Annotated in this window: 19 protein-coding genes; 8 read left to right on the top strand and 11 right to left on the bottom strand. The window is 36.7% G+C overall.

Features of this window, described 5'->3' with window-relative positions; translation table 11 throughout:
- Positions 1–3 precede the first annotated feature (3 nt).
- The 3 genes from ACQ2HF_RS09385 to ACQ2HF_RS09375 form a co-directional block, all read right to left on the bottom strand.
- Positions 4–399 (bottom strand): hypothetical protein, encoded by a 396-nt coding sequence (locus ACQ2HF_RS09385; protein WP_432410172.1) that lies wholly within the window; start codon positions 397–399, stop codon positions 4–6.
- 216 nt (positions 400–615) lie between these two features.
- On the bottom strand, positions 616–2,448 hold the full coding sequence (locus ACQ2HF_RS09380) for a TonB-dependent receptor (protein WP_432410171.1): 1,833 nt from the start codon (positions 2,446–2,448) through the stop codon (positions 616–618).
- Between the two features lie 32 nt (positions 2,449–2,480).
- Positions 2,481–5,501 carry a tetratricopeptide repeat protein gene (locus tag ACQ2HF_RS09375; RefSeq protein ID WP_432410170.1) on the bottom strand — a complete coding sequence of 1,007 codons (3,021 nt, stop codon included), beginning with the start codon at positions 5,499–5,501 and terminating at the stop codon, positions 2,481–2,483.
- 331 nt (positions 5,502–5,832) lie between these two features.
- Between ACQ2HF_RS09375 and ACQ2HF_RS09370 the strand changes: the two genes are divergently transcribed.
- The 5 genes from ACQ2HF_RS09370 to ACQ2HF_RS09350 are packed head-to-tail and all read left to right on the top strand — an operon-like array spanning position 5,833 to position 10,370.
- Positions 5,833–6,297: a hypothetical protein gene (locus tag ACQ2HF_RS09370; RefSeq protein ID WP_432410169.1), complete on the top strand. Its 465-nt coding sequence runs from the start codon at positions 5,833–5,835 to the stop codon at positions 6,295–6,297.
- Positions 6,298–6,335: 38 nt separating this feature from the next.
- Positions 6,336–7,022, top strand: a complete 687-nt coding sequence (locus ACQ2HF_RS09365) for a cell division ATP-binding protein FtsE (RefSeq protein ID WP_432410168.1) — start codon at positions 6,336–6,338, stop codon at positions 7,020–7,022.
- Positions 7,023–7,039: 17 nt separating this feature from the next.
- Complete coding sequence (locus ACQ2HF_RS09360) at positions 7,040–8,002, top strand: glycosyltransferase (RefSeq protein ID WP_432410167.1); 963 nt, start codon at positions 7,040–7,042, stop codon at positions 8,000–8,002.
- Complete coding sequence (locus tag ACQ2HF_RS09355) at positions 7,992–9,593, top strand: hypothetical protein (RefSeq protein WP_432410166.1); 1,602 nt, start codon at positions 7,992–7,994, stop codon at positions 9,591–9,593. Before ACQ2HF_RS09360 ends, ACQ2HF_RS09355 begins: the two co-directional genes overlap by 11 nt.
- A gap of 15 nt (positions 9,594–9,608) precedes the next feature.
- Positions 9,609–10,370, top strand: a complete 762-nt coding sequence (locus tag ACQ2HF_RS09350) for a class I SAM-dependent methyltransferase (RefSeq protein ID WP_432410165.1) — start codon at positions 9,609–9,611, stop codon at positions 10,368–10,370.
- A 4-nt stretch (positions 10,371–10,374) separates the two neighbouring features.
- Here ACQ2HF_RS09350 and ACQ2HF_RS09345 read toward each other — a convergent pair whose 3' ends face one another.
- Positions 10,375–12,021, bottom strand: coding sequence for a S8 family peptidase (locus ACQ2HF_RS09345; RefSeq protein WP_432410164.1), 1,647 nt, complete (start codon positions 12,019–12,021; stop codon positions 10,375–10,377).
- Between the two features lie 75 nt (positions 12,022–12,096).
- Here ACQ2HF_RS09345 and ACQ2HF_RS09340 point away from each other — a divergent pair, with 75 nt between their 5' ends.
- Positions 12,097–12,987, top strand: a complete 891-nt coding sequence (locus ACQ2HF_RS09340; RefSeq protein WP_432410163.1) for a glycosyltransferase family 2 protein — start codon at positions 12,097–12,099, stop codon at positions 12,985–12,987.
- Positions 12,980–13,927: a glycosyltransferase family 2 protein gene (locus ACQ2HF_RS09335; RefSeq protein WP_432410162.1), complete on the top strand. Its 948-nt coding sequence runs from the start codon at positions 12,980–12,982 to the stop codon at positions 13,925–13,927. The genes ACQ2HF_RS09340 and ACQ2HF_RS09335 overlap by 8 nt, the downstream gene beginning before the upstream one ends.
- On the opposite strand, the gene ACQ2HF_RS09330 is transcribed toward ACQ2HF_RS09335, so the two are convergent.
- Together ACQ2HF_RS09330 and ACQ2HF_RS09325 are read right to left on the bottom strand one after the other, a co-directional pair.
- The gene (locus ACQ2HF_RS09330; RefSeq protein WP_432410161.1) at positions 13,910–14,329 is read right to left on the bottom strand and encodes a sugar 3,4-ketoisomerase; all 420 of its coding nucleotides are present in this window, start codon (positions 14,327–14,329) and stop codon (positions 13,910–13,912) included. The genes ACQ2HF_RS09335 and ACQ2HF_RS09330 overlap by 18 nt on opposite strands.
- Positions 14,316–15,419: a glycosyltransferase gene (locus ACQ2HF_RS09325; protein WP_432410160.1), complete on the bottom strand. Its 1,104-nt coding sequence runs from the start codon at positions 15,417–15,419 to the stop codon at positions 14,316–14,318. The genes ACQ2HF_RS09330 and ACQ2HF_RS09325 overlap by 14 nt, the downstream gene beginning before the upstream one ends.
- 33 nt (positions 15,420–15,452) lie before the next feature.
- Here ACQ2HF_RS09325 and ACQ2HF_RS09320 point away from each other — a divergent pair, with 33 nt between their 5' ends.
- The gene (locus ACQ2HF_RS09320; RefSeq protein ID WP_432410159.1) at positions 15,453–16,601 is read left to right on the top strand and encodes a glycosyltransferase family protein; all 1,149 of its coding nucleotides are present in this window, start codon (positions 15,453–15,455) and stop codon (positions 16,599–16,601) included.
- A 61-nt stretch (positions 16,602–16,662) separates the two neighbouring features.
- Here the strand turns inward: ACQ2HF_RS09320 and ACQ2HF_RS09315 are convergent, their stop codons facing one another.
- From ACQ2HF_RS09315 to ACQ2HF_RS09295, 5 genes are read right to left on the bottom strand one after another with little or no spacing between them, the layout of a single operon-like run.
- Positions 16,663–17,493: a phytanoyl-CoA dioxygenase family protein gene (locus ACQ2HF_RS09315; protein ID WP_432410158.1), complete on the bottom strand. Its 831-nt coding sequence runs from the start codon at positions 17,491–17,493 to the stop codon at positions 16,663–16,665.
- A gap of 17 nt (positions 17,494–17,510) precedes the next feature.
- Complete coding sequence (locus tag ACQ2HF_RS09310) at positions 17,511–18,818, bottom strand: O-antigen translocase (protein ID WP_432410157.1); 1,308 nt, start codon at positions 18,816–18,818, stop codon at positions 17,511–17,513.
- Between the two features lie 52 nt (positions 18,819–18,870).
- Complete coding sequence (locus ACQ2HF_RS09305; protein ID WP_432410156.1) at positions 18,871–19,971, bottom strand: DegT/DnrJ/EryC1/StrS family aminotransferase; 1,101 nt, start codon at positions 19,969–19,971, stop codon at positions 18,871–18,873.
- Positions 19,968–20,945 (bottom strand): GNAT family N-acetyltransferase, encoded by a 978-nt coding sequence (locus ACQ2HF_RS09300; protein WP_432410155.1) that lies wholly within the window; start codon positions 20,943–20,945, stop codon positions 19,968–19,970. Before ACQ2HF_RS09300 ends, ACQ2HF_RS09305 begins: the two co-directional genes overlap by 4 nt.
- Positions 20,942–22,411, bottom strand: a complete 1,470-nt coding sequence (locus ACQ2HF_RS09295) for a hypothetical protein (protein ID WP_432410154.1) — start codon at positions 22,409–22,411, stop codon at positions 20,942–20,944. The genes ACQ2HF_RS09300 and ACQ2HF_RS09295 overlap by 4 nt, the downstream gene beginning before the upstream one ends.
- Positions 22,412–22,426 lie beyond the last annotated feature (15 nt).

The following is a 22,426-nucleotide window of genomic DNA, read 5'->3' as shown; positions in this document are numbered from 1 at the left end:
AACTTAGCGTTCAAATTCATAATTAAATCCATCATTTACGGGTAAAGGGTCTCCAATATCAAATGCATTTGCTTCTAGAGAAAATACTTGATAATCCCTATTTTCTATGAGCAAGACCTGTTCTGTATCTAGTATCGTGAGTTGGTAACTATATTCGCCAGTTTCCAGAAAAGAAAAATCTGGTTCCGGATTTGTATTCTTAACAGTAAGGTTACCATTAAAAAATTTATACGTAATTATATTGGGGGGAATTGAATCTGTAACACCTGCTATGCCCCCTGTAATTCTTACAAGATTCCAGGAACCTTCCAAGGGGTCTTGTGAACTGTTATCGTCATCATTACTACAACCAACTAAAGTAACAGTTGCCAAAAAAAAGAGTAAAAGTAGATTTTTCATTGGTCGCATTTACAAACAGACGCAGTTAATGAAATTTGGTTGCGTAGCAATAACACGAATTTCACGAGTTATCGAGATTTTTAAAAATCGATCACCCTACACCTTCAACACAACAAAATGAAATAGAGTGACTTAAGAGAAAAATAATTCTCTTTTTTATTTTCTCTTTATATCCATTAATTCCTCGCTTACCACTCAAAATGCATACTTCAGAAATTACCAGTCAAATTTATAGGTCGCTCCTAGTAACCCCTGAATGCCTTGTACTGGATAATTGAGCCATCTTTCGTAATTGTCGCTCAATAAATTACTCCCTTTGGCGAAGATAGCCAGGCGCTCGTTTACACGATATCCCAAATGTACATTGGCATCGAGATACGCATCCAATGTTTCTATTCTATTTATGTTTGTTCCAAAAATTCCAGCCTTCACAAAATTATCCTGACGTTCTCCTACATAAAAGAGACTTGCGCCTCCATATATTTTTTCAGTAATACTGAAATTTGAAAATAAGGTCGCTTTTAATTCAGGAAGATTCCACGCTTCTTGTTGGGCATCAGTCGTATAACTTAAAAATTCGGCATTCACTCCCAAACTGAATGTTTCCGAAACATCCACCTTTAGCTCACCAAAAACAGAAAGGGTATTCACATCGTCATACACCACTTGAAATGAGTTTCCATAGCCATAGCCTTCGGTCATGCTGGTATTACTTTGGCCATCTGGATTGCTTTTAAAGAGTGCTTTGTTGTCTTCTTTTCCGTAAGAAGCACGTAAATTATACCCAATAGAATTAGTCACTTTTCCTTTTACCCCTCCAAAACCATTGTACAACTGGCTCGTAGGCGCAATAAACAAAGTAGGCGACACATACGGATTCTCTTCTTTAAAATCGTAGTAACTATTTTGTGTCAATCCGCCATCTGCACCACCGTATACAATAAGAAACTCGTCCACCAAACGGTAGGAAGCATTAATTTGAGGATATAAATAGAAGTCGGTATCACTATTTTCAAGATCTAGGCCTGCCATGGCGGTTACTCCCAAAGACAAGGTAAGATCGTCGTTCAGGTACACCAACGATGGCGTAACCCCGGCATTTAACTGGCTGTAATTAATACCTCCAAGGCCTACATCTATATATTTTTTTTCAAAACTACCGCTTAAATAATCTATATCTCCATCTACTTTTAAAGTGAAAGATGTTAACGGAAATGAAAACTCTGGCTTCGCTTTTATATTAAATTCTGAAGAACCATAGGCATCGCTCAAAAAACGAATGTTGGCCGAAACCTTTTCAAAAAAAGAATCGTCCACCGTAATGCTGCCGCCTACGTTTCCGCTAAAATACGTTTGCTGGGCATCCAGGCCATTTATAAATTCATCATTGGCAGTGTCGTAGGTTTCATTTAAACCATACCAATTAAAGAGCTGATGTTTTACTCCGGCATCCAAACGATACGATACATCGCGCTGTCTACTCGTATAATTTCCATCTAACTGGGTGTTGTAGTATTTATTCTCCAGGCGCACACCGTCAATCTCTCCTTGAGACGAATTGTGTCTAAAAAAGAACCCAGCGTTGTCGGTTCTACTAATCTGAAAATTGCTGTACAATTCTCCTAAAATAGTGGTGTAATTACCAAAACCTAAGGTTGCATAATTATCATACAATTTTACAGGTTTTACTTTCTCTACAGTAGCCGCTTTTCCCTTTGCAGGTGTAAACGTTGATGCTACAGGCACAGAAAAAATCTGGTATTGCACCTTCTTTTTTGGAGTGTTTACCGAATCGTTCAAAACAGGTGTTTCCTTCACTTTAAACGCATCGCTAATGGTGGGCGTATAAGGCTTTACAATATTGATAACTTCGGTGCCTATATTTTCTTCTTCCTGGGCAAATGTGGAAAAGGACAGGAAAATGAAGAGTAGGAAATACACACCCTTAAAATGCCATCCTCTTTCTCCTTGCGTCACTCCTTGGAGGCGGGTGAAGAAGGAAAGAGTTTCGTAAAGTCTATATATATTCTTAGATATGAATGTTCTCATATTAGTTATTATTGAAATGATGAATGGAAAAATTAATTTTTGTCTGTTTCTACCGAAGCATTTGTTTTTGAGGCGGCACTTTTTATGAGTGACAACTCGGCTTTGGCTTCGTTTACAGTTTCCGGGAACTCTGTAAAATTGCTAATAACGCTTTCCAGTATATAGGTTGCCTGGTATGAATCCCCCAAAGCATAAAAGTTCTTTGCCATCAACACCAGTCCTTTGGCACCGTATTGCTTATACCCAGAATAATCCTTCGCCAATTTTTGTACGGAAACATTAGAAGCTTCATACTGTTGCACTTTATTTTTAAAATAGGCATCGTAATACAAGGCTTCAGCAGCTAGCGCGCCGGTTGCTATTTTTGAAACTTCGGAATAGGCAGTTTTTGCTTTGGCTTCGTCTCCGGTCTTTATAGCAGCGCGCGCTATAATTATTTGCGCATCGCTTTTAATGGCGTTGTCTATCTTTCCATTCTGAAGTACCTTTTCAGCAAAAATGACAGCTTCGGCATACTTTTTCAACTCATAGCTAGCCTTCATACTGTTGGTTTGTGCAAAAATGATGTTCTGCGGAAAGTCGGCTTCGGTTTCTAAACGGGTTAAATATTTTAAAGCGTTTTGGTAGTCTTTTTGTCCTAAATATAATTCTGAAATCCGCGCTAAGGCTTGTTCGGTAAATTCGCTTCGCTCTTTAGAAACCACAAATTCAAAATGCGGAATAGCTTTTGCCGATTTATTTTCAGCAAAATACAACTGTCCCAAATAAAAATGTGCCTGCAACGCGTGTTGCCCTGTAGGAAATTGTTTTAAATAGTCTTCAAATCTAGAAAGTGCCTGGCTGGTTTTATTCTCTAAGTAAGGTTGCTCTGCAGCTTGATAGGTAGCGTCATCCAATTCTGCATCTTCTACTTGCACATAGTCCAATCCTTTAACCCAAGTAGCGTATTCACTCACGCGACCCTGATCTATATAAATAAGTTTTGCCGAAGAAACCGCTTGCAATGCTTCTGGGGTAGACGGGAAATCCTTGGCTACTCGCTTAAAAATAGCAAGTGCTTCGTTGCTTTTACCTGAGTTGTCATAAATCAACCCTTTTTTCATCAAGGCTCTAGACGTATAACTACTTTTAGGCATTTCGTTGATAAGCTTATCGTACGTTCGTAAAGCTTCCGGAGTTTTCTCCTGACTTAAATAGGTATTTCCAAGTTCGTATAATGCATCATCTCTATATATTGAATTGGGGAAATTTTTGGCAAACTCTTGCAGCCCTTCAATTTTAGAATCTTTTCTGTCTACAAAACCAAAACTAATCGCTTTTTGAAAAGAAGCGTAGTCCCTATCTGTCGTTCCTAACTCGATGGCTTTGTTATAATTTTCCATGGCTGGCCAGTATTGGCTGGTCACAAAATAGCTATCGCCCAAACGCAAATACGCATCTTTTTTACGTGCGCCATTGGCAGTAGACGATTCTACATAGCCTTTAAACTGGGTAATGGCTTCGGTGTAATTTTTCAACTTAAACTGATTGTAAGCCAAGTTATATTTACTGTTTTCCCACTCGGGTGTTTGCGAGGCAGACGGTAATTGTGCGAATTGCTTGTAGCCGATTAACGCTTCTTCAAAATTAGTGAGTTGAAAATCGCTTTCGGCTTTCCAATAGGTGGCTCTTGCTGTAAAACTGGCATCGCGGGGTTCTTTTAGAGATTTATTCAGCATGGTAATGGCTTCACTATACGCACCTTCGTTGTACAATTCTATTCCGCGGTAAAAAGCTACTTTTTGGTATGCCAGTTTGTTTTCGAAATTCTTGTTGTTTTCCAGCAAGTCCATCGCTCCCTTATAATTCTTTGAAGTAAGGTAGCTGTCTATTAACAAATCCTTCAACGCCTCATTATTGGCATTTTTAGGATAAGCTTCCATAAAGCCTAACAATACTTCGGGAGTGCTCTGGTAGCTATTTCCAATCTCGTAACTTAATTTTGCATAATTAAGATACGAATCTTCTTGAATTTCAGTAGAAAAATCCAGTTCTGAGGCATTTTTAAACGCATTTAACGCTTGTTGCTTTTGGTCTAATTTCAGATAACTTTCGGCCAGATGGTAGTAGGCATTTTGCGCTACAGAATCGTTTCCATCTATAATTTTATTGAACTCACCAATAGCACTTTCATAATTACCCTGCTTGTAATAAGCATATCCTAACTGATAATAGTCTGTATTATTCCAACGACCACGCTTCCCTTTGTATTCCTTTAAATACGGAATGGCTTCTGCGTATTGCTCAAGGTTAAAATAACTCTCCCCAATGATCTTGGAAAGCTCACTTTTTTCCTGTGGATTAGACGTTTCGTACTGTTCTTTCCCTAAATCGATTGATTCCTGAAATTTCCCCAGTTTAAAATTCATATCGGCTTGGTAATAGCTAAGCCCTTCGTTGTAACGTTCGTCACCTTTTACTTCTTCAAAAAGAGTGTTGGCTTCAACATAATCATCTCCTTCGTAGGCAATAAAACCTAAATAATATTTTGCCTGAGAACCATATTTTTCGGAAGTAGTTACGCGGTTGAAGTATTTCTTAGCCTCCTCATAACGCTTGTTCTTAAAGTAAGCATATCCGTTGTTAAAGTAGTATCTATCCTGTTCGCTTCGCGGCAAACTTTTTTCGTCTACTTTGTCGTACCATTTGCGGGCGTAGGAATATTTTCCGTTTTCAAAATAATAGTTGGCTACGTTAATATACGCGTCGTTTCTTTTAATACTGGTTGGATATTCCTCCACAAACTCCTCCATTAACTGGTCTGCGTCCTGCTGATTTAAACGTACGGCGCAATTGGCAATATAATAGGCGCAATCGCCTTCTATGGTAACTTCAGAAGTAGTTTCTTTTACGGTGGTAAATAGGGACTGTGCCGCCAAAAACTGACTGTTATTATACAGTTCTATGGCTTTGTTATAGTCTACCAGATTATTGGTATAGGTAGCAGTGCGTTGCGAAAATGTTGTAACAGTAACGCATAGCAAAAGTGCTAAAAGTGCGAGGCTTTTGGACATATTTGTAGGATTTCAGAATTTTAGAGTAGAAGTGTTGCTAGCGTAGTAACGTATTTATGGCTGGTTAATTATATAGTTTGGAATGTAAAATTGCTGAAATTTGTTGTTTTTACCATAACAAGGTCACAGTGAGTGCAATTAAAATAAAATTATATGGTCCGTTTTAGTAGTCTTCAACAACTTTGTGGGCTATACTCACAATTGCTTTTCGGGATTTCCTGAATAATGCATATAGAACAAGTACTAAAAAATATATCTCTTTACATAATATCAAGAAACAGTATAAAATTACCTAAATTTAAACCACATAAAATATAAAATTTAATATGTTATGAAGAATATACTGTTAATAGTACTAACTCTATTCTCAATACACTGTGTTGCCCAGGGTGGTAACTACAAAAATATTTCAGAAAAAAATGGAAAGATTGGTATTGGCACCAACAACCCAGATGAGTTACTCACCGTAAAGGGAAAGATACATACGCAAGAAGTACTCGTAGATCTAGAAGGCGCCGTGGCGCCGGATTATGTGTTTGAATGGTATGCAGAAGGTACCTCAACGTTGAAACCAGCGTATCAGTTAATGTCCTTAACTGCTTTAGAGGCGTTTGTAATAAAACACAAGCATTTGCCAAACGTTCCTTCGGCCGAAACACTTGCGAAGGAAGGAATGTCTCTTAAAGAAATGAACTTATTATTATTGGAGAAAGTGGAAGAGTTAACGCTCTATACCCTTCAGCAACAAAAAGAACTTGAGGTACTAAAGGAAAAACTTTCGGAGTTGGAAGAATAGCATTACTTTTGAAACGTTATTTATAAAAATACCTCCCAATGTCCGAAAACACAGTACTTTCTTTACAGAACGCTTCTATTTTTCAGCGTGAAAATTTAATTCTTTCAGATGTTTCAGTTTCTATAGATAAAGGCGAATTTGTGTATCTCATTGGAAAAACAGGAACAGGAAAAAGTAGTTTTATGAAAACGCTTTACGGTGATCTACCCCTTCAAAAAGGGGAAGGCCATATTGTAGGATACGATTTACCTACGCTGAAAGAAAAAGACATCCCGTTTCTGCGTCGAAAATTAGGGGTTGTTTTTCAGGATTTTAAATTACTGAATGATCGCACGGTAAGTGACAACCTTCATTTTGTATTAACAGCTACAGGCTGGACAGACAAAGCAGCCATGAAGGAAAGAACCGAAAAAGTATTGGACAAAGTTGGGATGAAAACTAAAGCGTTTAAATATCCATACCAACTTTCTGGCGGAGAACAACAACGTGTGGCTATTGCCAGAGCATTATTGAACGACCCAGAACTTATCCTCGCAGATGAGCCTACCGGAAACTTAGACCCTCAAACCAGCGTAGAAGTAATGCAGGTGTTACAGGAAATAAATAAAAACGGCAATACCATTTTAATGGCTACCCACGATTATGCATTGCTTTTAAAATATCCTTCAAAAACATTAAAATGTGACGAAAGTCAGATTTTTGAGGTTGTCCAAAAAACCGTCTAGTTTAAGATGGCCCATGTATGATACACAGTAACAAGCATCCAGACATTTCGGTTATTATTCCTATTTTCAATGAGGAAAAAAATATTCCTGTTTTGTATAAACGGCTCAAGGATTCGGTACGTAAAATTTCAGAAAACTATGAGTTCATCTTTATAAATGATGGCAGCAAAGACTTATCTATTTTTGAACTTGTAAAACTAACTGAACAAGACTCTCAAGTTCGCTATATAAATTTTAGTAGAAATTTTGGACACCAAATAGCCGTTACAGCAGGACTAAATCACTGCAATGGAGAAGCTGTGGTGATTATTGATGGCGATTTACAAGACCCTCCAGAACTCATTCCAGAATTATATACAAAGTTTAAAGAAGGGTACGAAGTTGTATACGCTAAAAGAAAAAAACGAGAAGGTGAAAGTTTCTTTAAAAAAGCAACCGCAAAGGTATTTTACCGGGTTTTAAAAAAAATTACCACTATAGATATTCCTTTGGACACCGGAGATTTTAGGCTTATAGATAAAAAAGTAGTGCACTACCTTAGACTAATGCCTGAGCAAAATAAATTTATTCGTGGGCAAATTGCCTGGTTAGGCTTTAACCAAACCCACGTGTTGTATAACAGAGACAGCCGTACGGAAGGTAAAACAGGATATTCTATATCAAAAATGTTCAATTTTGCCATGGACGGCATTACTGGCTTTTCGGACAAGCCTTTGTCATTTGTTACTAAGTTAGGATTTTTGATTTCCTTTTTTTCATTCTTAGCGATTGTTGTTGCCATCTATTCGCACTTTATATTAGAAAAAACCATCACAGGCTGGACTTCTCTTATTATTGCCGTTTTGTTTATTGGTGGCATTCAGCTTATTTCTATCGGAATTATTGGTGCTTACATAAGTAGAATGAACAGAAATTTACTTAAAAGACCTCTTTATATTATTGAAAGTTCCAACTTAAAAAAGCAGCCACATGACGATTGAGAATTCTTGGACAGGAAAGCTCTTTAAATGGTCCTTCTGCCTCCTCTGTATTTTCTATATTATTTTTTATATGCCCTATGGCTTTGAAGGCACAGATACGGGATATATATTTGGAACAAGTTGGAATATCTATAACGGCCAATTTCCTCACCGAGATTTTATATATACCAGACCCGCAATTCCTGCTTACTTTCACACCATTTTTCTTTTTATTTCTGAAACGTATGGATATGTTCTTGACAGGAGCTTTTTTTATGTTCAGATTTTTGTGTACTCCTTAGTAGGGGCAAAACTTTTAACGCAGCATTTCGCTATAAAAGATACTGCTACCGTATACTTCATCGCTACTGTAGGCGCGTTACTTTCGATACATAATTATCCGCCCATGGGATGGAACACTGTCGATGGTGTTTTTTTCTGTATGATTGGAATGTATTTTTTACTTAGGAAAAATACTACAATAGTATCTCTACTAGTAGGGTCGGTTTTTTTAGTTTTAGGGGTTTTCTCCAAGCAGTCCTTTTATTTTATGCCCATTTTTGTATTTGTATATCTGCTTATTAAAAAAGACTTTTTCAGGTTAAAATTTTATACTCTATTTGGATGTATCGCGGTAGTAGGCTATCTATCGTTTAAATATTTTAGCAACTCATTAGCGCCATTTTGGGAGCAAACTTTTGTGCGCACCTCCTCTTCAGGACTAAAAGATGCAGGAATTAAATCGTATTATCTGGCATTGAAATTTAATTGGCTATACCTACTTGCATCGCTGCTTTTGGTGTGGCTTTGCTTAAAATACACTTCAAAAACGATCTCTTTTTTAGTTTTAAATGTTTTAATAGCAACTTTTATTAGTGTATTCTTTATTAAAAATGGGGATACATGGGAGGTGATACCATTTATCTTTCAGATCTGGTGGATCGCAAGTGTAGTATATTGTCTTATTATGTCGAGAAAAGATGCTAACTATTTATTGCTGTTACTTTTATTAGCTCTGGGCTGGAGCGCCTCGATAAGTAATGGGTATCGAACCCCTATTCATTTTTCAGTACCCCTAATATTTACAACGTTTATTTTCTTTTTTAATTCTGAAAATTTTAAAATTTCAAAACTGGTATATGGCTGTGTCATACTGTTATACCTAGCAACATTTTTTATTGGTTATAAAACTATTTATAGAGATTCAGCCAGAAAAGAGTTGACCTACGAGATGGACACCCTCTATCCTCAATTAGCATTCATAAAAAGTGATAAGGAAACTTTTTACAAATACAAAGAGCTAAAGAGATTGTCATTAAAATATCCAAATTTCACAGTGCTTCCCGCAGCTACTCACGCACATTACCTTACAAATACCGTTAATCCTATAGGGACAGATTGGGCTCACGACGCAGAGATAAATGAAAACCACAGCGTACTTATAAAAAAATTAGAAGAAAAAAATTCGGTGGTATTTCTGGAAGTAACCGATTACTCTTCAGAACAATTAAGTCATTATGAAATTTACAAAAGCATTGCAGCTACCTGGAAATTAATTGATGAAAATGAATACTTCAAGGTGTATGCATCAACTCCAAAAAATAAGTACTAGATTTTAAAAAATAATATGGAAAAGGGGTTTGAAGAAAAATATCACAAAATTGAAAAAGAACATTTCTGGTTTAAATCTAGGAGAAACTATATAAGAAAGTTACTTGCTAAATATCCTAAAGATGCTACCATACTTGATATTGGTTGTTCTTCAGGAATACTATTAGACGAATTAAAACAGGATGGTTTTGCAGTTGAAAATTTATATGGTGTTGACATAAGCTCCATAGCCATAGAAAATTGTAAAAAAAATGGGATCCCTAATGCATATGTAATGGATGCGCAACACATTGAGCTCCGACAAAAATTTGATATTGTGATTGCTTCAGATTGTTTAGAGCATATTGAAGATGACAAAAGTGCGCTTAAAAACTGGAATAACTTATTGACCAACCAGGGAACCATCATGATATTTGTTCCGGCATTTATGTCGCTTTGGAGCCATCACGACAAAGTAAATATGCATTACAGGAGATATACCTTGCCTGAACTTAAAAACAAAATGGAGCATACTGGCTTCAAAATAAAAAAATCCAGCTTTTGGAATTTTTTCCTATTTGTTCCTGTGTACCTTTTCAGAAAAATTGAAAGCACAGCTAAAAAAACTGAAAACAATACCGATGGTGATTTAATTGATAAGCCCTTCGGAAATTATTTTCTTACGCAACTTATCAATTTTGAAAATAAATTACTTCAGGTTTTAAATTTTCCTTTTGGGATTAGTGTCTTTTGTATTGCAAAAAAAAATATGGCTCTACACCCTACGAAAGATGAATAAATAATTATTTTTCTTTCCGGAGTCTCAATTCACATTCTTTAGTTAGGCTAGGGTCTATTTTTAGGTGTATCCTACCGCTGTCATTAGGTCGCAACACCGTGTTGGGTGCAATCACAATTTTATTTTTTGCTCGTAAGTTTAAGGTAGTATTTTTTGAAAATTCCTGATTTCTAATCACAACCTTATCTGAATAAGAAGTCAATTTAAAATCCCATCTTGAAAAATTTTGGTTTTCAATGAAAACCGTTTCATTTTCGGAAAACAAATCATGAACCATTTTAACCGCTTTGCCAGAGTTAAGCATGCCAGCACCATACATACCTTTAAAAGGTTCATTAGCTTCAATATGATCTATGTTTGTAGCTGTCATTTTTAAAATGCTCTCCACCTCATCTACAGGGAGACACGGAGCCAAAGAAAACATAAGACCAATGGTTCCAGAAACAAAGGGAGCAGCTCCCGATGTGGTTTGATATTTATGGTATAGAAACTCCCCGGACATTATATATTTTTCTAATAAAAATATTCCTGTGGTAGGTGCCAAAATATCAACTTCGGTATTTAGTGTTGCCGTTGATACATAATAAATATGTGGAGCTTTTAAAGTATCATTATCTTTAAATCCCATGGTTCTCCCCACGGTACCTCTTATATTTTCGGCATAATATTTTCCGGTTTTTCCAATTTGTATATTATCTAATGCATTTTCATGCTTATACATTACTGTGGATACCGAAATTACATTTTTATAAGAAGCCGGGTAGTACAATAGTTCTCCTTTTGTTTCATCCCAACCTTTATTTCCTGCAGAAGCTACAATAACAGTACCTTTTTCAAACATATCGTTTATAGCTTGTTGTCCAGACTCATAATAGGTTCGTCCTATCCAACTACAGTTTATAACTTTTGCACCTAAAACTGCTAGTTCTTTTACTTCTTCAAAATATTTGAAATCCCCATAATTCGTTCCGTATAGACTACAATCGTAACAAACTCCAGGCACGCCATACCCGTTATCTCCCTGACCAGCAGCCTTCGCAGCTTGCCCTACCCCATGGCCATTAGAAAATGAAGATTTCCTAATCTGTTTCGTTTTTCCTTTAAACTCAACGCTGGTAGTGTCCAGGAGACCATCGGACATTCCTATAAAGATATCTTTTGAGCCTGTTGTGTAATACCAGGCTTGTGGTAATCCCAAAAAATCATAATTATCTAAGTTTACCTGCAAACCAATATTTTCACCAATAGTACTCGTAAGCCCATAATCATTAGGCTCAAAAATCTTTTTGTCCTGTTCGGTTACTAGCTCGCCAAAATCAAATAAATGCCTGGCTTTTCTTAAAAGATCATTTAGTAATTCAGGACTGTCTGCAATCACAAAAAAAGTTTTTTTAAGATCTTCTTTTTTAGCTCCTCTGTAGGTTTTCTTAAAGGTTGAAATTTTATACTCTTCCAAAACCTTCCGAAGCCCATTGTCACTACCAGTATACGTAAGGTAGTCTCCTGTTGTATCAAATTGTGGATTAAAAAGAGTATCCTTCGCCCTAAAAAAGAACCATTGATCTTCAGCCTGACTGTACAGAACTGTTTGCACCAGTAGCATAAAAATGAAACCAAACAAGTATTTTGGTGAAGTGCAAGTTATATTCATATGTCTAAATTTAAACAATAGTATGCACATAAGGTATATGGCATTGCAAGTTAATATTGTAATTTCGCATCTCGTATGCTATCCATCTTAATTCCTACATACAATTACAATGTTTTTCCGCTGGCGAAAGCACTTTCCGCAGAAGCTGAAAACATCTCACATCCCATCGAAATTATTTTCCTGGACGATGCCTCCTCATTATATTTTGCTGAAACCGAAAAACTAGAAACACTACCATTTATACGCTACTATAAGCTTGCTGAAAACGGTGGAAGAACCACTACCAGAAACTTGTTAGCTGAAAAAGCAACCTACTCCAAACTATTATTTCTAGATGCCGATGTGGTACCAGTACATACCGATTTTATTACACGTTACTTAAAATATATAGATAAAAAAGGAATAGTTTTAGGCGGAATTACCTATAAAAAAGAAAAGCCAGATACCAATGAAATATTACGATGGACCTATGGCCATGCTCGGGAAACGCTTACGGTAACGCAACGTAACAAAGCGATGTATAGTAGCATTACAACAGCTTGTTTTTTGATTGAAAAGGAACTATTTTTAGAAATTAATAAAACCATCAAGATTAAAACCTACGGAGAAGATTTACTTTTTAAACAGAAACTGGAAGCCCAAAAAATTCCAGTGTTACATATTGATAATCCCGTATATCATTTGGGTCTGGAAAGCAATGAACAATTTCTGCAAAAATCTCTGGAAGCCATTGACACCACCCTTGTTTTGGAAGAAACTGGCGAATTACCCACAGACTCGAGAAATATTCAAAAAATATATCTGAAACTTAAAAAATGGCATGCAGTACCTTTGTTTCAATTGTATTATAGTACCATCTCTTCAAAAGTAAAACGTAACTTGCTTTCTGAAGACCCTAATATGAGGTGGTTCGATTTGTATCGCTTACAGTATTATATCCAACTTAAACAGAAAAAAATTGCCTAAATTTTCAGTAGTCATACCACTATATAACAAAGAGAAGGATATTTTAAACACCTTAAACAGCCTTTTTCTACAAACCTTCACAGATTTTGAAGTGGTTATTGTGAATGATGGCTCTACCGATAAAAGTGCAGACATTGTACAGACGGTCAAAGACGAGCGCATTCAATATGTAAGTAAAAAAAATGAGGGGGTTTCTAAAACCAGAAATATGGGTGTTTCCAAAGCAAAAGCCGAGCATATAGTTTTTCTGGACGCAGACGATTATTGGTACCCTACACATTTAGAAAGTCTCAACACATTAGTTAAAAAATTCCCTGAAAATCCCTGGTACGCCACTGCCTACGAAAAAAGACATCATAAAAAATTTATCTCTCCAATGATTTCTCCCGTTCTTGAAAAAGGAGCAGATTGGATGGGCTTAGTACCCCATTATTTTGAAAATAGTCTGGTAGACACGCTAGCCTGGACAAGTGCCGTTTGTTTTAAAAAAACATTTTTTGAAGACTTAGATGGGTTTGACACAGCCATCACCCACGGTGCCGGAGAAGACACAGATTTGTGGTTGCGTGCGGCTTTAGCAGCTCCCCTGGCCTTTAGCAATCGCATTACGGCACGACATAATCTGGATGGTAGCAATAGGATTTCGCATACACCCACACTCATTAGAAATTTTATGGATGTAGATAGGTATGAAACCTATGCAGACCAACATCCAGGATTAAAAACGTATCTGGACTTAAATCGTTTTTCATTTGCTATGCAACATAAAATGGCAGGTGATACGGCAACATTTAAAAGGTTTGCCAACCAGATCGCACCAGAAAATCTAACGGCCAAACAGCGGTATATGCTGAAACAACCAAAACAAATGCTAAAATTATTATTGAAAGGAAAAGCCCTTGCTGAAACGTTAGGTGTTCGGTTAACTTCTTTTAATTGATTTGAAATTGGCGTATTCTCTTATGTAATCTTCTTCGTCATACGCCGCACTTACTAAAGAAAGACACACCGCCCCAGCCGAAAAATTCTCCAACTCTCGCCAAACACCACTTGGAATAAGCAATCCTTTGTTAGGCCTGTTTAAATGAAACGTTTTCCGTTCTTTCCCATTATCCAACACTACCGAAAAGCTTCCCGCAACAGCAATTAAAAACTGCTGTAGTTCTTTATGTGCATGTCCGCCACGAATAGAATCACTAGGCACATCGTACAAATAATACACGCGTTTAATCTCGTAGGGTAACAACTCTTTTTCAATTACAGAAAGGTTGCCACGGCCGTCTTCGGCTATGATTTTAGGAATTTCTTTTAAAGTAATGGCGTCTAGGTTAACGTAATTCATTGTATAGTAATTGGTTCCATTGTTTGGCGATTTCTTCGGTAGAAAATTGTGCTACGGAAGCCCTTGCGTTTTCTTGACATTGTTCTCTTAAGATACTGTCTGTACTCATACGTTGCATGGCTTCAGCAAATAAAGATACATCCCTTTTGGCAATGAGCAAGCCATTTTTTTCGTGTTCAATAATTTCTGAAGGCCCCGAAACAATATCTAAGGACACTACAGGAACCCCCAAAGAGAGCGATTCTACTAGTACCATTGGGAAGCCTTCAAACCTACTGGTAAGCGTTACAAATTGTGCGTTTGCAATAATATGAAATGGCGATTGGTTTGGTAAAAATACAATTTGAGATGCGCTTGGTAAGATTTGAGCAAACTGCTGGAGTGTTTTTTTATCATCGCCATCTCCCAAAATAACCAATTGTATTCCTTCCTTCCAGAGATGAGAAGCGGTGTACGCATTCAGTAAAAATGTAAAATCTTTTACAGGGTCGTCTATTCTTCCGTACGAGAGGATGTAGTTTCCCGCCGTTATGGTTCCGGGTAATCTTCTTTGGGACTCACCCCAGGCAGGATCAAAAGCATTGTGGATAGTCACCGAATTTTCTATACCAAAAGAAGGCAAAATAGTTTTAGAAATATAATTAGAAACGCCAACAGTCACCATATTCTTATTGTACAGCTTTGCAAACTCCTTTGGCTTTTGAGTAAGATACAAACTAGGGTTTGAACTATGTACTACGTATATTTTTTTGAAGCCCTTATAAATCACTTTATGGTAAAAAAGCTCCCGATAATAATCGTTTTTGCTGCGGTGATCTATTATTACATCGAAAGCATGTTTTTTGAGATATGCTCTCAATGTCAGCAATCGTTTAAACCTTCCGCTTATAGTTTCGTTCTCTTTTTTAAGCTTCCCCAAATTAAATAGAGTGCCACTATATGAGAATCTTACTTCGTCCGTTAAAATAGCTATATGTACTTCGTAACCCTGCGTTACTAACATTTCAGAAAGCATAGCACACGATCGCTCTGCCCCTCCTTTTGCGAGGCAAATGCTAACGATACAAATTTTTTTATGCGTATTTTGCACGGTATAAATTTAAACTTTCAATAGCCAAGTTACATGAAAATCCTATTGGTAGGCGAATATAATTCTTCTCACCATACTTTGAAAGAAGGTTTGGTAGCATTAGGGCATCAAGTTACCGTTGTGGGTTTGGGTGACGGATTTAAAAAAAGGCAGGTTGACGTTAATTTTGTACAACCATTTACTTCTGGTTTTAAATTATTTTTGAAACGGGTAGTTTATAAACTCTTCAAAAAAGACCTTAATTCACAAAGCATACAAAAACAGTTTTTCCAAAATCAAACTATTTTTAAAGGCAACGATATTGTACAATTAATTAACGAAGTATCTTTTCAAACAGTGCCCAAAATTGAAAAAGAACTGTTAGATTTTATCTTTAAAAATAATAAAAAAGTGTTCCTGCTTTCCTGCGGAACCGATTACGTGAGCGTTAAATATGCAATGGATAAAAAATTTAGGTACTCCATTGCCACACCCTATCTTGAAAAAAAAGGTGACGAAGCACAGTTTCAGCATATGACGCAATATCTACAGCCTGAATTTGTGTCTCTACATCATTATATTTTTGAAAACATACACGGAGTGATTGCGTCCGATTTGGATTACGACATTCCGTTACGAGGGTACCCGGAATATTTGGGCATGGTTCCAAACCCTGTAAACCTAAGTAAGTTTACCTACCATCTTCCAAAGATTGAAGACAAGGTTATAATTTTCCACGGAATTAACACTAACAATTACTACAAAAAAGGAAATGATATTTTTGAAAAAGCACTCGCGCTGGTTGCTGAAACACATTCAGATAAAATAGAGGTTGTTACTGTACGTAGTGTTCCCTATGCTGAATATATCAGGTTATTTGACAACTGCCACATTCTTTTAGATCAGGTTTTTGCCTATGACCAGGGTTTTAATGCGCTGGAAGCTATGGCAAAAGGAAAAGTAGTCTTTACAGGTGCCGAACAAGAATTTTTGGAGTATTACCAGCTTGCTGAAGATGAAGTAGCCATCAACGCCCTGCCCGATGCACAAAAAATTGCTGAAAAATTAATCTGGCTTATTCACAATCCGCAAAAAATAATTGAAATCTCCAAAAATGCCCGTGCCTTTGTAGAAAAAGAACACGATCACGTACTGGCTGCTACCCGTTATTTTGAGAAATGGACTATGAATAATGGTTGCTAGTTGATGATTGAAATAAAATTGAATACTTCTAAACACATCGAAATCTCAACTTCTCAACGTATTACTTCACCTTCGGGAATCTTAATTCAATAGAAACTCTAGTGCTGTCACTTCTGTTTACCGCTGCACCGTGGATTAAGAAAGGGGAGAATAAGATGGCTTCCCCTTCTTTCGGGTTGGGGCGCATCATTTTTAAATCGCCAGATTTGGTTTTTAAAATACAAGGCACATAATAGGTATTCCCATTTATGGTGGCACCTTTACTTTCGGTACGCAGTACTTCGTTTTCTGGCAACAGATGGCTCCCTGGCAATACAGGCAAGGAAGTTTGCGGTGTACAGCCTTCAATAGGTATCCACACATTCACCACATCTTCCCAGTAGCTTAAATAGCCATCTCTGTGAGGCGGATTTATATCTAAAGAACTTGGACGGTTAACACGTATTTGTATATGTGACTTACCCAATTCTTCTACAAAAGAAGTAAGCTCATATCCAAGGATTTTTCCGAAGCGCTCCGCAAGCATCTCTATATCGAAATCGAAGTCTTCGTTGGTTAAGTTTCTGGTGATGTCTATTACTTGTAAATGCTGCTCGTTGGTAGTAACTACTTTATGGTAGTTTTTTAACTGAAAGTTTTCCGGATATTCAATTCCGTGAGCATCAAATGCTTTTAGTATGTTTTTTAAAATGGAAGCTTTTAAGGCATCAAATTCATTTCCGTGAAAGGCATCTACTACGCCAAAACCGTCTTTACTCCATGAAACCTTGGAGATTACATTATCCTCGGGCTGAAATAATAAAGTATCTTCTCCCCAAAAAAAGTTGCCTTCTACGTTAAATTCGAAGGATTCATTATCTAAAAATAGTGTACAAGTTTCTACAGACATCATATGATAAAATTACTATTTTAATCGGTTTTTTGAGCTTTCAATCTTTTATTTCTTCGGTTATTGAAATAACGCCACAATAAAAATATTACCAGTAAAAAGTAGAGCGCATAACGGATAAAATGAGCTATCACGATACCTTCTACACCATAATCTACTACAAAATAATACGATAGACCAAAGAACAATCCGATAGAGAAAATTTCAGAAAAAATATAATTACGCACCATTTTCTTCGCCAAAAACTGGTGTGCCAATACCAAAGACCCCAAACGAATAAAATCTCCCATGAGTTGCCATTTAAAGAGTGGAGCCATTTCGGTTAATCCGGGATACAATAATTCTATAAGTACATTGCGCAGTAAGTAAACCACCAGCATTCCCAAACCAAATATGGGTAACAATGTTTTATAAATATTGAAAACCTCGCTTTTAAACTCTTTTCCGGTATGAATGCTGGCGAATTTTGGTAATACATATAGTGTGAAAATAGAACCCGAAAACACCATATAATTTTTTGATAGTACCGTTACATTGGTCCAAACACCTGCATCTGTTTCCGAAATTCGTTCAGCAATCATAGAACGAAGATCAATTTCTACAAAGGGTAACAAGATGGAAGACACAAAACTCATAAGTGTAAAAGCTAATAAACTCTTGGCCATGGGTGTATTGAAAGACAACTCTTTAAACTGAATATATTCCTTAACAACCTTGAAGAATACGACAAAAATCATCCCCAACTGAATCACAGGAGACAAAGCAATCGCCAGTAGCGCTCCATCTAAATTATAAAAATACAGCGCTGCCAATGTGAGTATGGTGCTTATAAGGTAGCTTATAAACTGAATCTTCGCATACTGCTTGTATTGTGACAAACCATTTACCACGCCATCAAAAATGCGCTGTAGAGCAATCGCCGGAGTAAGAACTGCTATAAATTTTAAGAGATAGGCGAAATCTCTTGTAGCAAAAAGATAGTCGCTTATAAATTCTGCACCAAAGAATAACCCCAGACCAGCAACCGTTGTCCCAATAACAGAAAAGACAAAAGCAGAGGAAAAAAGTTTCTGTAATTGTGGTTTATCATCTTTGTATTCGGCGAGGTATTTTACCACCCCATTAAAAACTCCCAAAGAAGTTACTGAAGTAAGCAATTGTTCTAAACTACGTAACTGCCCAACTTTATAGAGACCTTCCGCACCTATAAACTCATACATAATACGTTGCATTCCAAACGCAATCGCCAGTCTAATGCTCACCACCACCGCATTAAGCGAGGTCATTTTTAAAAGCAGATTGGCACGTATAAATTCTGGGATTTTCATTTTTTATAGTCGGTAGTCGCTAGACATTAGTTGGTAGACTTTTTTTTAAAATTTAATAGTTATTCAAAACTTGAATGACTCGATCTACCTGCTCTTTTCGCAGTATCGGGCTTATAGGCAAACTCATAACTCTTTGGTGGATTTGTTCCGTAACTGGAAATGACAAGTGTTTAAGTTCTGGCAGGGCATCTTGTTTGTGCGGTGGTATAGGATAATGTATTAAATGCCCAACTTCATTTTTATCCAAATAAGAAATAAAATCTGCGCGATCGTCTACCTGAACTACAAACAAATGAAACACGTGATTTTCAGAACCATCGTAGACAGGAAGTATAATTTTATTGTTTTTAATCTCAGAAAGATACCGTTTGGCAACACTCCTCCGCTTGGTATTATCCGAATCTAACAAAGGTAATTTTAGGTTTAAAAAGACAGCTTGAATTTCATCCAGTCTAGAATTTATGCCTAACACTTCATTTACATATTTACTCGCTGTTCCGTAATTGCGTAATTTTTTAATGGTTTCTGCCAACGCATCATTATTGGTGGTCACAGCACCTCCATCGCCTAATGCTCCTAAATTTTTTGAAGGATAAAAGCTAAATCCTGCCGCATCTCCTAAGTTTCCAGCTCTCTTACCCATTCCATCTTTTGCTCCGTGTGCTTGCGCAGCGTCTTCCAGAACTAACAAATTGTTGTTGGTTGCAATTTCAGTAATCTTTTGCATAGGGGCCAGTTGACCGTATAAATGCACAGGCATAATCGCCTTTGTTTTCTCTGAAATTTTAGCTTGTAAATCGGTTAGGTTAAAATTGAAAGTTTCGACTTCAGCTTCTACTAAAACGGGCGTTAAGCCAGCCTGTTTAATTGCGATGATGGTTGCAATATAGGTATTGGAAGCCACAAGGACTTCATCACCCGATTTCAATTTGTTTAATACTTTATAGGCTTCTAAAATAAGCCGAAGCGCATCCAGACCATTTCCAACACCTATACAGTGTTTAGTACCGCAGTAGTTGGCAAACGCTGTTTCAAAGGCGGTTACATTTCCGCCCAAAATATAATAACCTGCATCCAAAAACTGCTGAAACCGCTCTTTGAAAGACTTTTCAAAACGATGATTACTAGCTTGTAAATCTAAAAATGGGATCATATAAAAACTGAATCTAAATTGATATGGTTAGCAGTATTCACTTCGTAAAATTCATTAGCAATGGTGCGGGCTCCAAAGCATTCTTTCCAGTATTGTAATCCTTTATTTATATTTTTTCCTTGATTTTCATTCGAAACACCAAAATCGAAATACTTTTTTTCTCGATACGTAGAGGTGATTAATTGATGAAACAAAAAGTCTAAACTTCCTAATTGCTGCTTGTCTTCATTTGCCGAAATATACTGTACGTGTGCTACATTATCTGTAATAAACATAGTAGCTCCCGCAACAATCTTATTATCTTTCATCACATTAAACTGAACAATTTTTTCCGGAAAATTGGCGGCTAGCATTTCAATTTCTTCTAAGGAGTGCACGGGTTTGGCACCGTGACGTTTTTCTAAATTGGGCAGGAGAATGTTGTTCCAAAACGGGTTAAAATTTTGTTCAGCTTCCAACCATAATCCTTGTTTTTCGGCTTTCTTAACACCTTCCATCCTATTTCCTTGAATCTTTAACGCCTCGCTATTGTATATAGTAGCAGATACATCTACACGGGTTCGGGTTGCTTCGGTTAAAAATAAAAGATAGTTTATTTCGTCTGCAGGCTGGGAATGGTATATTTTAGGGAGTAGTTTAAGTTGTAATTTGATTACCCCTTCTTCTTCCAGAAAATTTAAAATTGCTTTGAAAGCTCCTACAGCATCTTCAATTTTAGTTTTGTTAGAAAGTACCAATCCGCCATAAGATAAGCCCTGATGAGAATACACAACATCCTCTACTCTATTAGCCGGTAACATCGCAACCAACTTGGTATCCTTGAATACCAAGAGCGAGGCATCTTCAAAACGGTCGCTGTGATATTCCATAAAACTTCTATGGAATAAAAACGTAGCATTTTTGGATTGTTCTACGAATTGATTCCACACATTTTTAAATGCAGAGTTGTAAATTTCAACTTTAAAATGGTTCACTTTTTTTTGAATGTTATAGTTCCTGAATCGTCGATATACTGATAAACACCCTGTTCTTTTCCTTCCTTTATCAATAAATAGCTGGTATCAGGTTCTAAATTACTTAAATATTGCGTATCGTTCGCTAAATGCGCAAAGAGAATCCTAAACACATTTACAGAAGTAACCAATTGCGAGTCAAATTCAGGTGCCATGCCAGGCCATTTTATACTCAAAATAGTACTGAAAATTGAATTAACTTTCTGCGGGTCTTCTACTTTTAAATAGCTTTGGTTTGTATAGTTAAAACCAACATATCCGCCGTGATCCGACATGATAATAATGAGCCCATTAGGATCTTTGGCAGTGATGGTAGCGACAGTTTCTTTAAGTAAAGTATTCGCTAGTTGCAATTTTTTAATCCACGCATCCCGCTCTCCATCGACCCCTACAGAATAGGATTCCCTATTATTAATATGTCCTGGTTTTAAAATTTGAATGAAATAAAATTTCGGGCTTTTAATACCATCATTTAAATACGTGGTAAGCGCAGGCAGCACTTCCTTCGTCGTTTTGAGTCCTGTGCTTATATAAGGAATTTCGTCATACCCAAAATTGGTAAAATCGTATCCCAAAGTTGGCCTTGTTTGTAATAAGTAAGGTTTTTCCGAAATAAAATAGGTAACATAGTTATTATGTTTTAAAATTTGTAAAACAGGATTACTACCCATAATAACATTTCTGGCATTCAATGTCTCGCTGAAATTTTCGCCCCCATTGTAATAGTGATGTTTCATCGCAAAGACGGCACTGTTTGTAGACAGCGTAGAGCCATAATTACTTCGAAAATTAGCATAGTTTTTAAAATTATTTACTGAAAGAAAATCTTCGAAATTCTTGTTGTCAATTTTGTAGTATCCTTTTTCCAATTCCGAAGGATTTACATACCCATCGGGCTGGATAAAGTAAATATTGGGAGTTTGCGTAAATGTTACGTCTGTAATAGCATCCGGCAGCTCTTGCCAGGCATCCGATGCACTTAAAAAAGTATATATTTTTGGAACAAGAATTACCAAACCAATAAGCGATAATAAAAATTGCAATACCATTATTTTTTTTAAAAACCTGTAGATAAAAAAAGCGGCCATACTACAGATCGCAAGAATAATTACAGACACACTCTTTTTAAGGTCGGCCAGTAAACACAATTGTAAAAACATCCCGAAAGCAAACAGATTTATAAATGTTAGTCCGCGCATACGCCACACGGTACTGGAAATACGATTTAAAATATTTCCCCCTAGCACTACGGTTATAACTGGCAACACAATAAAAAGCCCTAAAAAAAACAGCAGGTGACCCCAGGTATTAATTAAAGTAAAATTATTTCCGTAGTAAAACAACAATGGATACAATCCAGCAGCAATTCCTAGTTTAAGAAGAAAACCAAACCTTAACTTGTGCTTGTCTTTTTTTTGTAAATCCATATATGCTGCTCTAGG

It is taken from the genome of Rasiella sp. SM2506, from assembly GCF_050859505.1.
Lineage (GTDB): Bacteria > Bacteroidota > Bacteroidia > Flavobacteriales > Flavobacteriaceae > Marinirhabdus.
The sequence above is the reverse complement of the archived record's forward strand: the minus strand, read 5'-3'. Positions and strand labels throughout refer to the sequence as shown.

What these genes read in the sequence shown, in the direction of transcription:
- ACQ2HF_RS09305 (WP_432410156.1), bottom strand. Translation starts at nt 19,971, where the DNA reads ATGATCCCATTTTTAGATTTACAAGCTAGTAATCATCGTTTTGAAAAG.
- ACQ2HF_RS09310 (WP_432410157.1), bottom strand. Translation starts at nt 18,818, where the DNA reads ATGAAAATCCCAGAATTTATACGTGCCAATCTGCTTTTAAAAATGACC.
- ACQ2HF_RS09295 (WP_432410154.1), bottom strand. Translation starts at nt 22,411, where the DNA reads ATGGATTTACAAAAAAAAGACAAGCACAAGTTAAGGTTTGGTTTTCTT.
- ACQ2HF_RS09315 (WP_432410158.1), bottom strand. Translation starts at nt 17,493, where the DNA reads ATGATGTCTGTAGAAACTTGTACACTATTTTTAGATAATGAATCCTTC.
- ACQ2HF_RS09340 (WP_432410163.1), top strand. Translation starts at nt 12,097, where the DNA reads ATGCTATCCATCTTAATTCCTACATACAATTACAATGTTTTTCCGCTG.
- ACQ2HF_RS09330 (WP_432410161.1), bottom strand. Translation starts at nt 14,329, where the DNA reads ATGAATTACGTTAACCTAGACGCCATTACTTTAAAAGAAATTCCTAAA.
- ACQ2HF_RS09355 (WP_432410166.1), top strand. Translation starts at nt 7,992, where the DNA reads ATGACGATTGAGAATTCTTGGACAGGAAAGCTCTTTAAATGGTCCTTC.
- ACQ2HF_RS09380 (WP_432410171.1), bottom strand. Translation starts at nt 2,448, where the DNA reads ATGAGAACATTCATATCTAAGAATATATATAGACTTTACGAAACTCTT.
- ACQ2HF_RS09370 (WP_432410169.1), top strand. Translation starts at nt 5,833, where the DNA reads ATGAAGAATATACTGTTAATAGTACTAACTCTATTCTCAATACACTGT.
- ACQ2HF_RS09320 (WP_432410159.1), top strand. Translation starts at nt 15,453, where the DNA reads ATGAAAATCCTATTGGTAGGCGAATATAATTCTTCTCACCATACTTTG.
- ACQ2HF_RS09350 (WP_432410165.1), top strand. Translation starts at nt 9,609, where the DNA reads ATGGAAAAGGGGTTTGAAGAAAAATATCACAAAATTGAAAAAGAACAT.
- ACQ2HF_RS09385 (WP_432410172.1), bottom strand. Translation starts at nt 399, where the DNA reads ATGAAAAATCTACTTTTACTCTTTTTTTTGGCAACTGTTACTTTAGTT.
- ACQ2HF_RS09365 (WP_432410168.1), top strand. Translation starts at nt 6,336, where the DNA reads ATGTCCGAAAACACAGTACTTTCTTTACAGAACGCTTCTATTTTTCAG.
- ACQ2HF_RS09360 (WP_432410167.1), top strand. Translation starts at nt 7,040, where the DNA reads ATGATACACAGTAACAAGCATCCAGACATTTCGGTTATTATTCCTATT.
- ACQ2HF_RS09345 (WP_432410164.1), bottom strand. Translation starts at nt 12,021, where the DNA reads ATGAATATAACTTGCACTTCACCAAAATACTTGTTTGGTTTCATTTTT.
- ACQ2HF_RS09375 (WP_432410170.1), bottom strand. Translation starts at nt 5,501, where the DNA reads ATGTCCAAAAGCCTCGCACTTTTAGCACTTTTGCTATGCGTTACTGTT.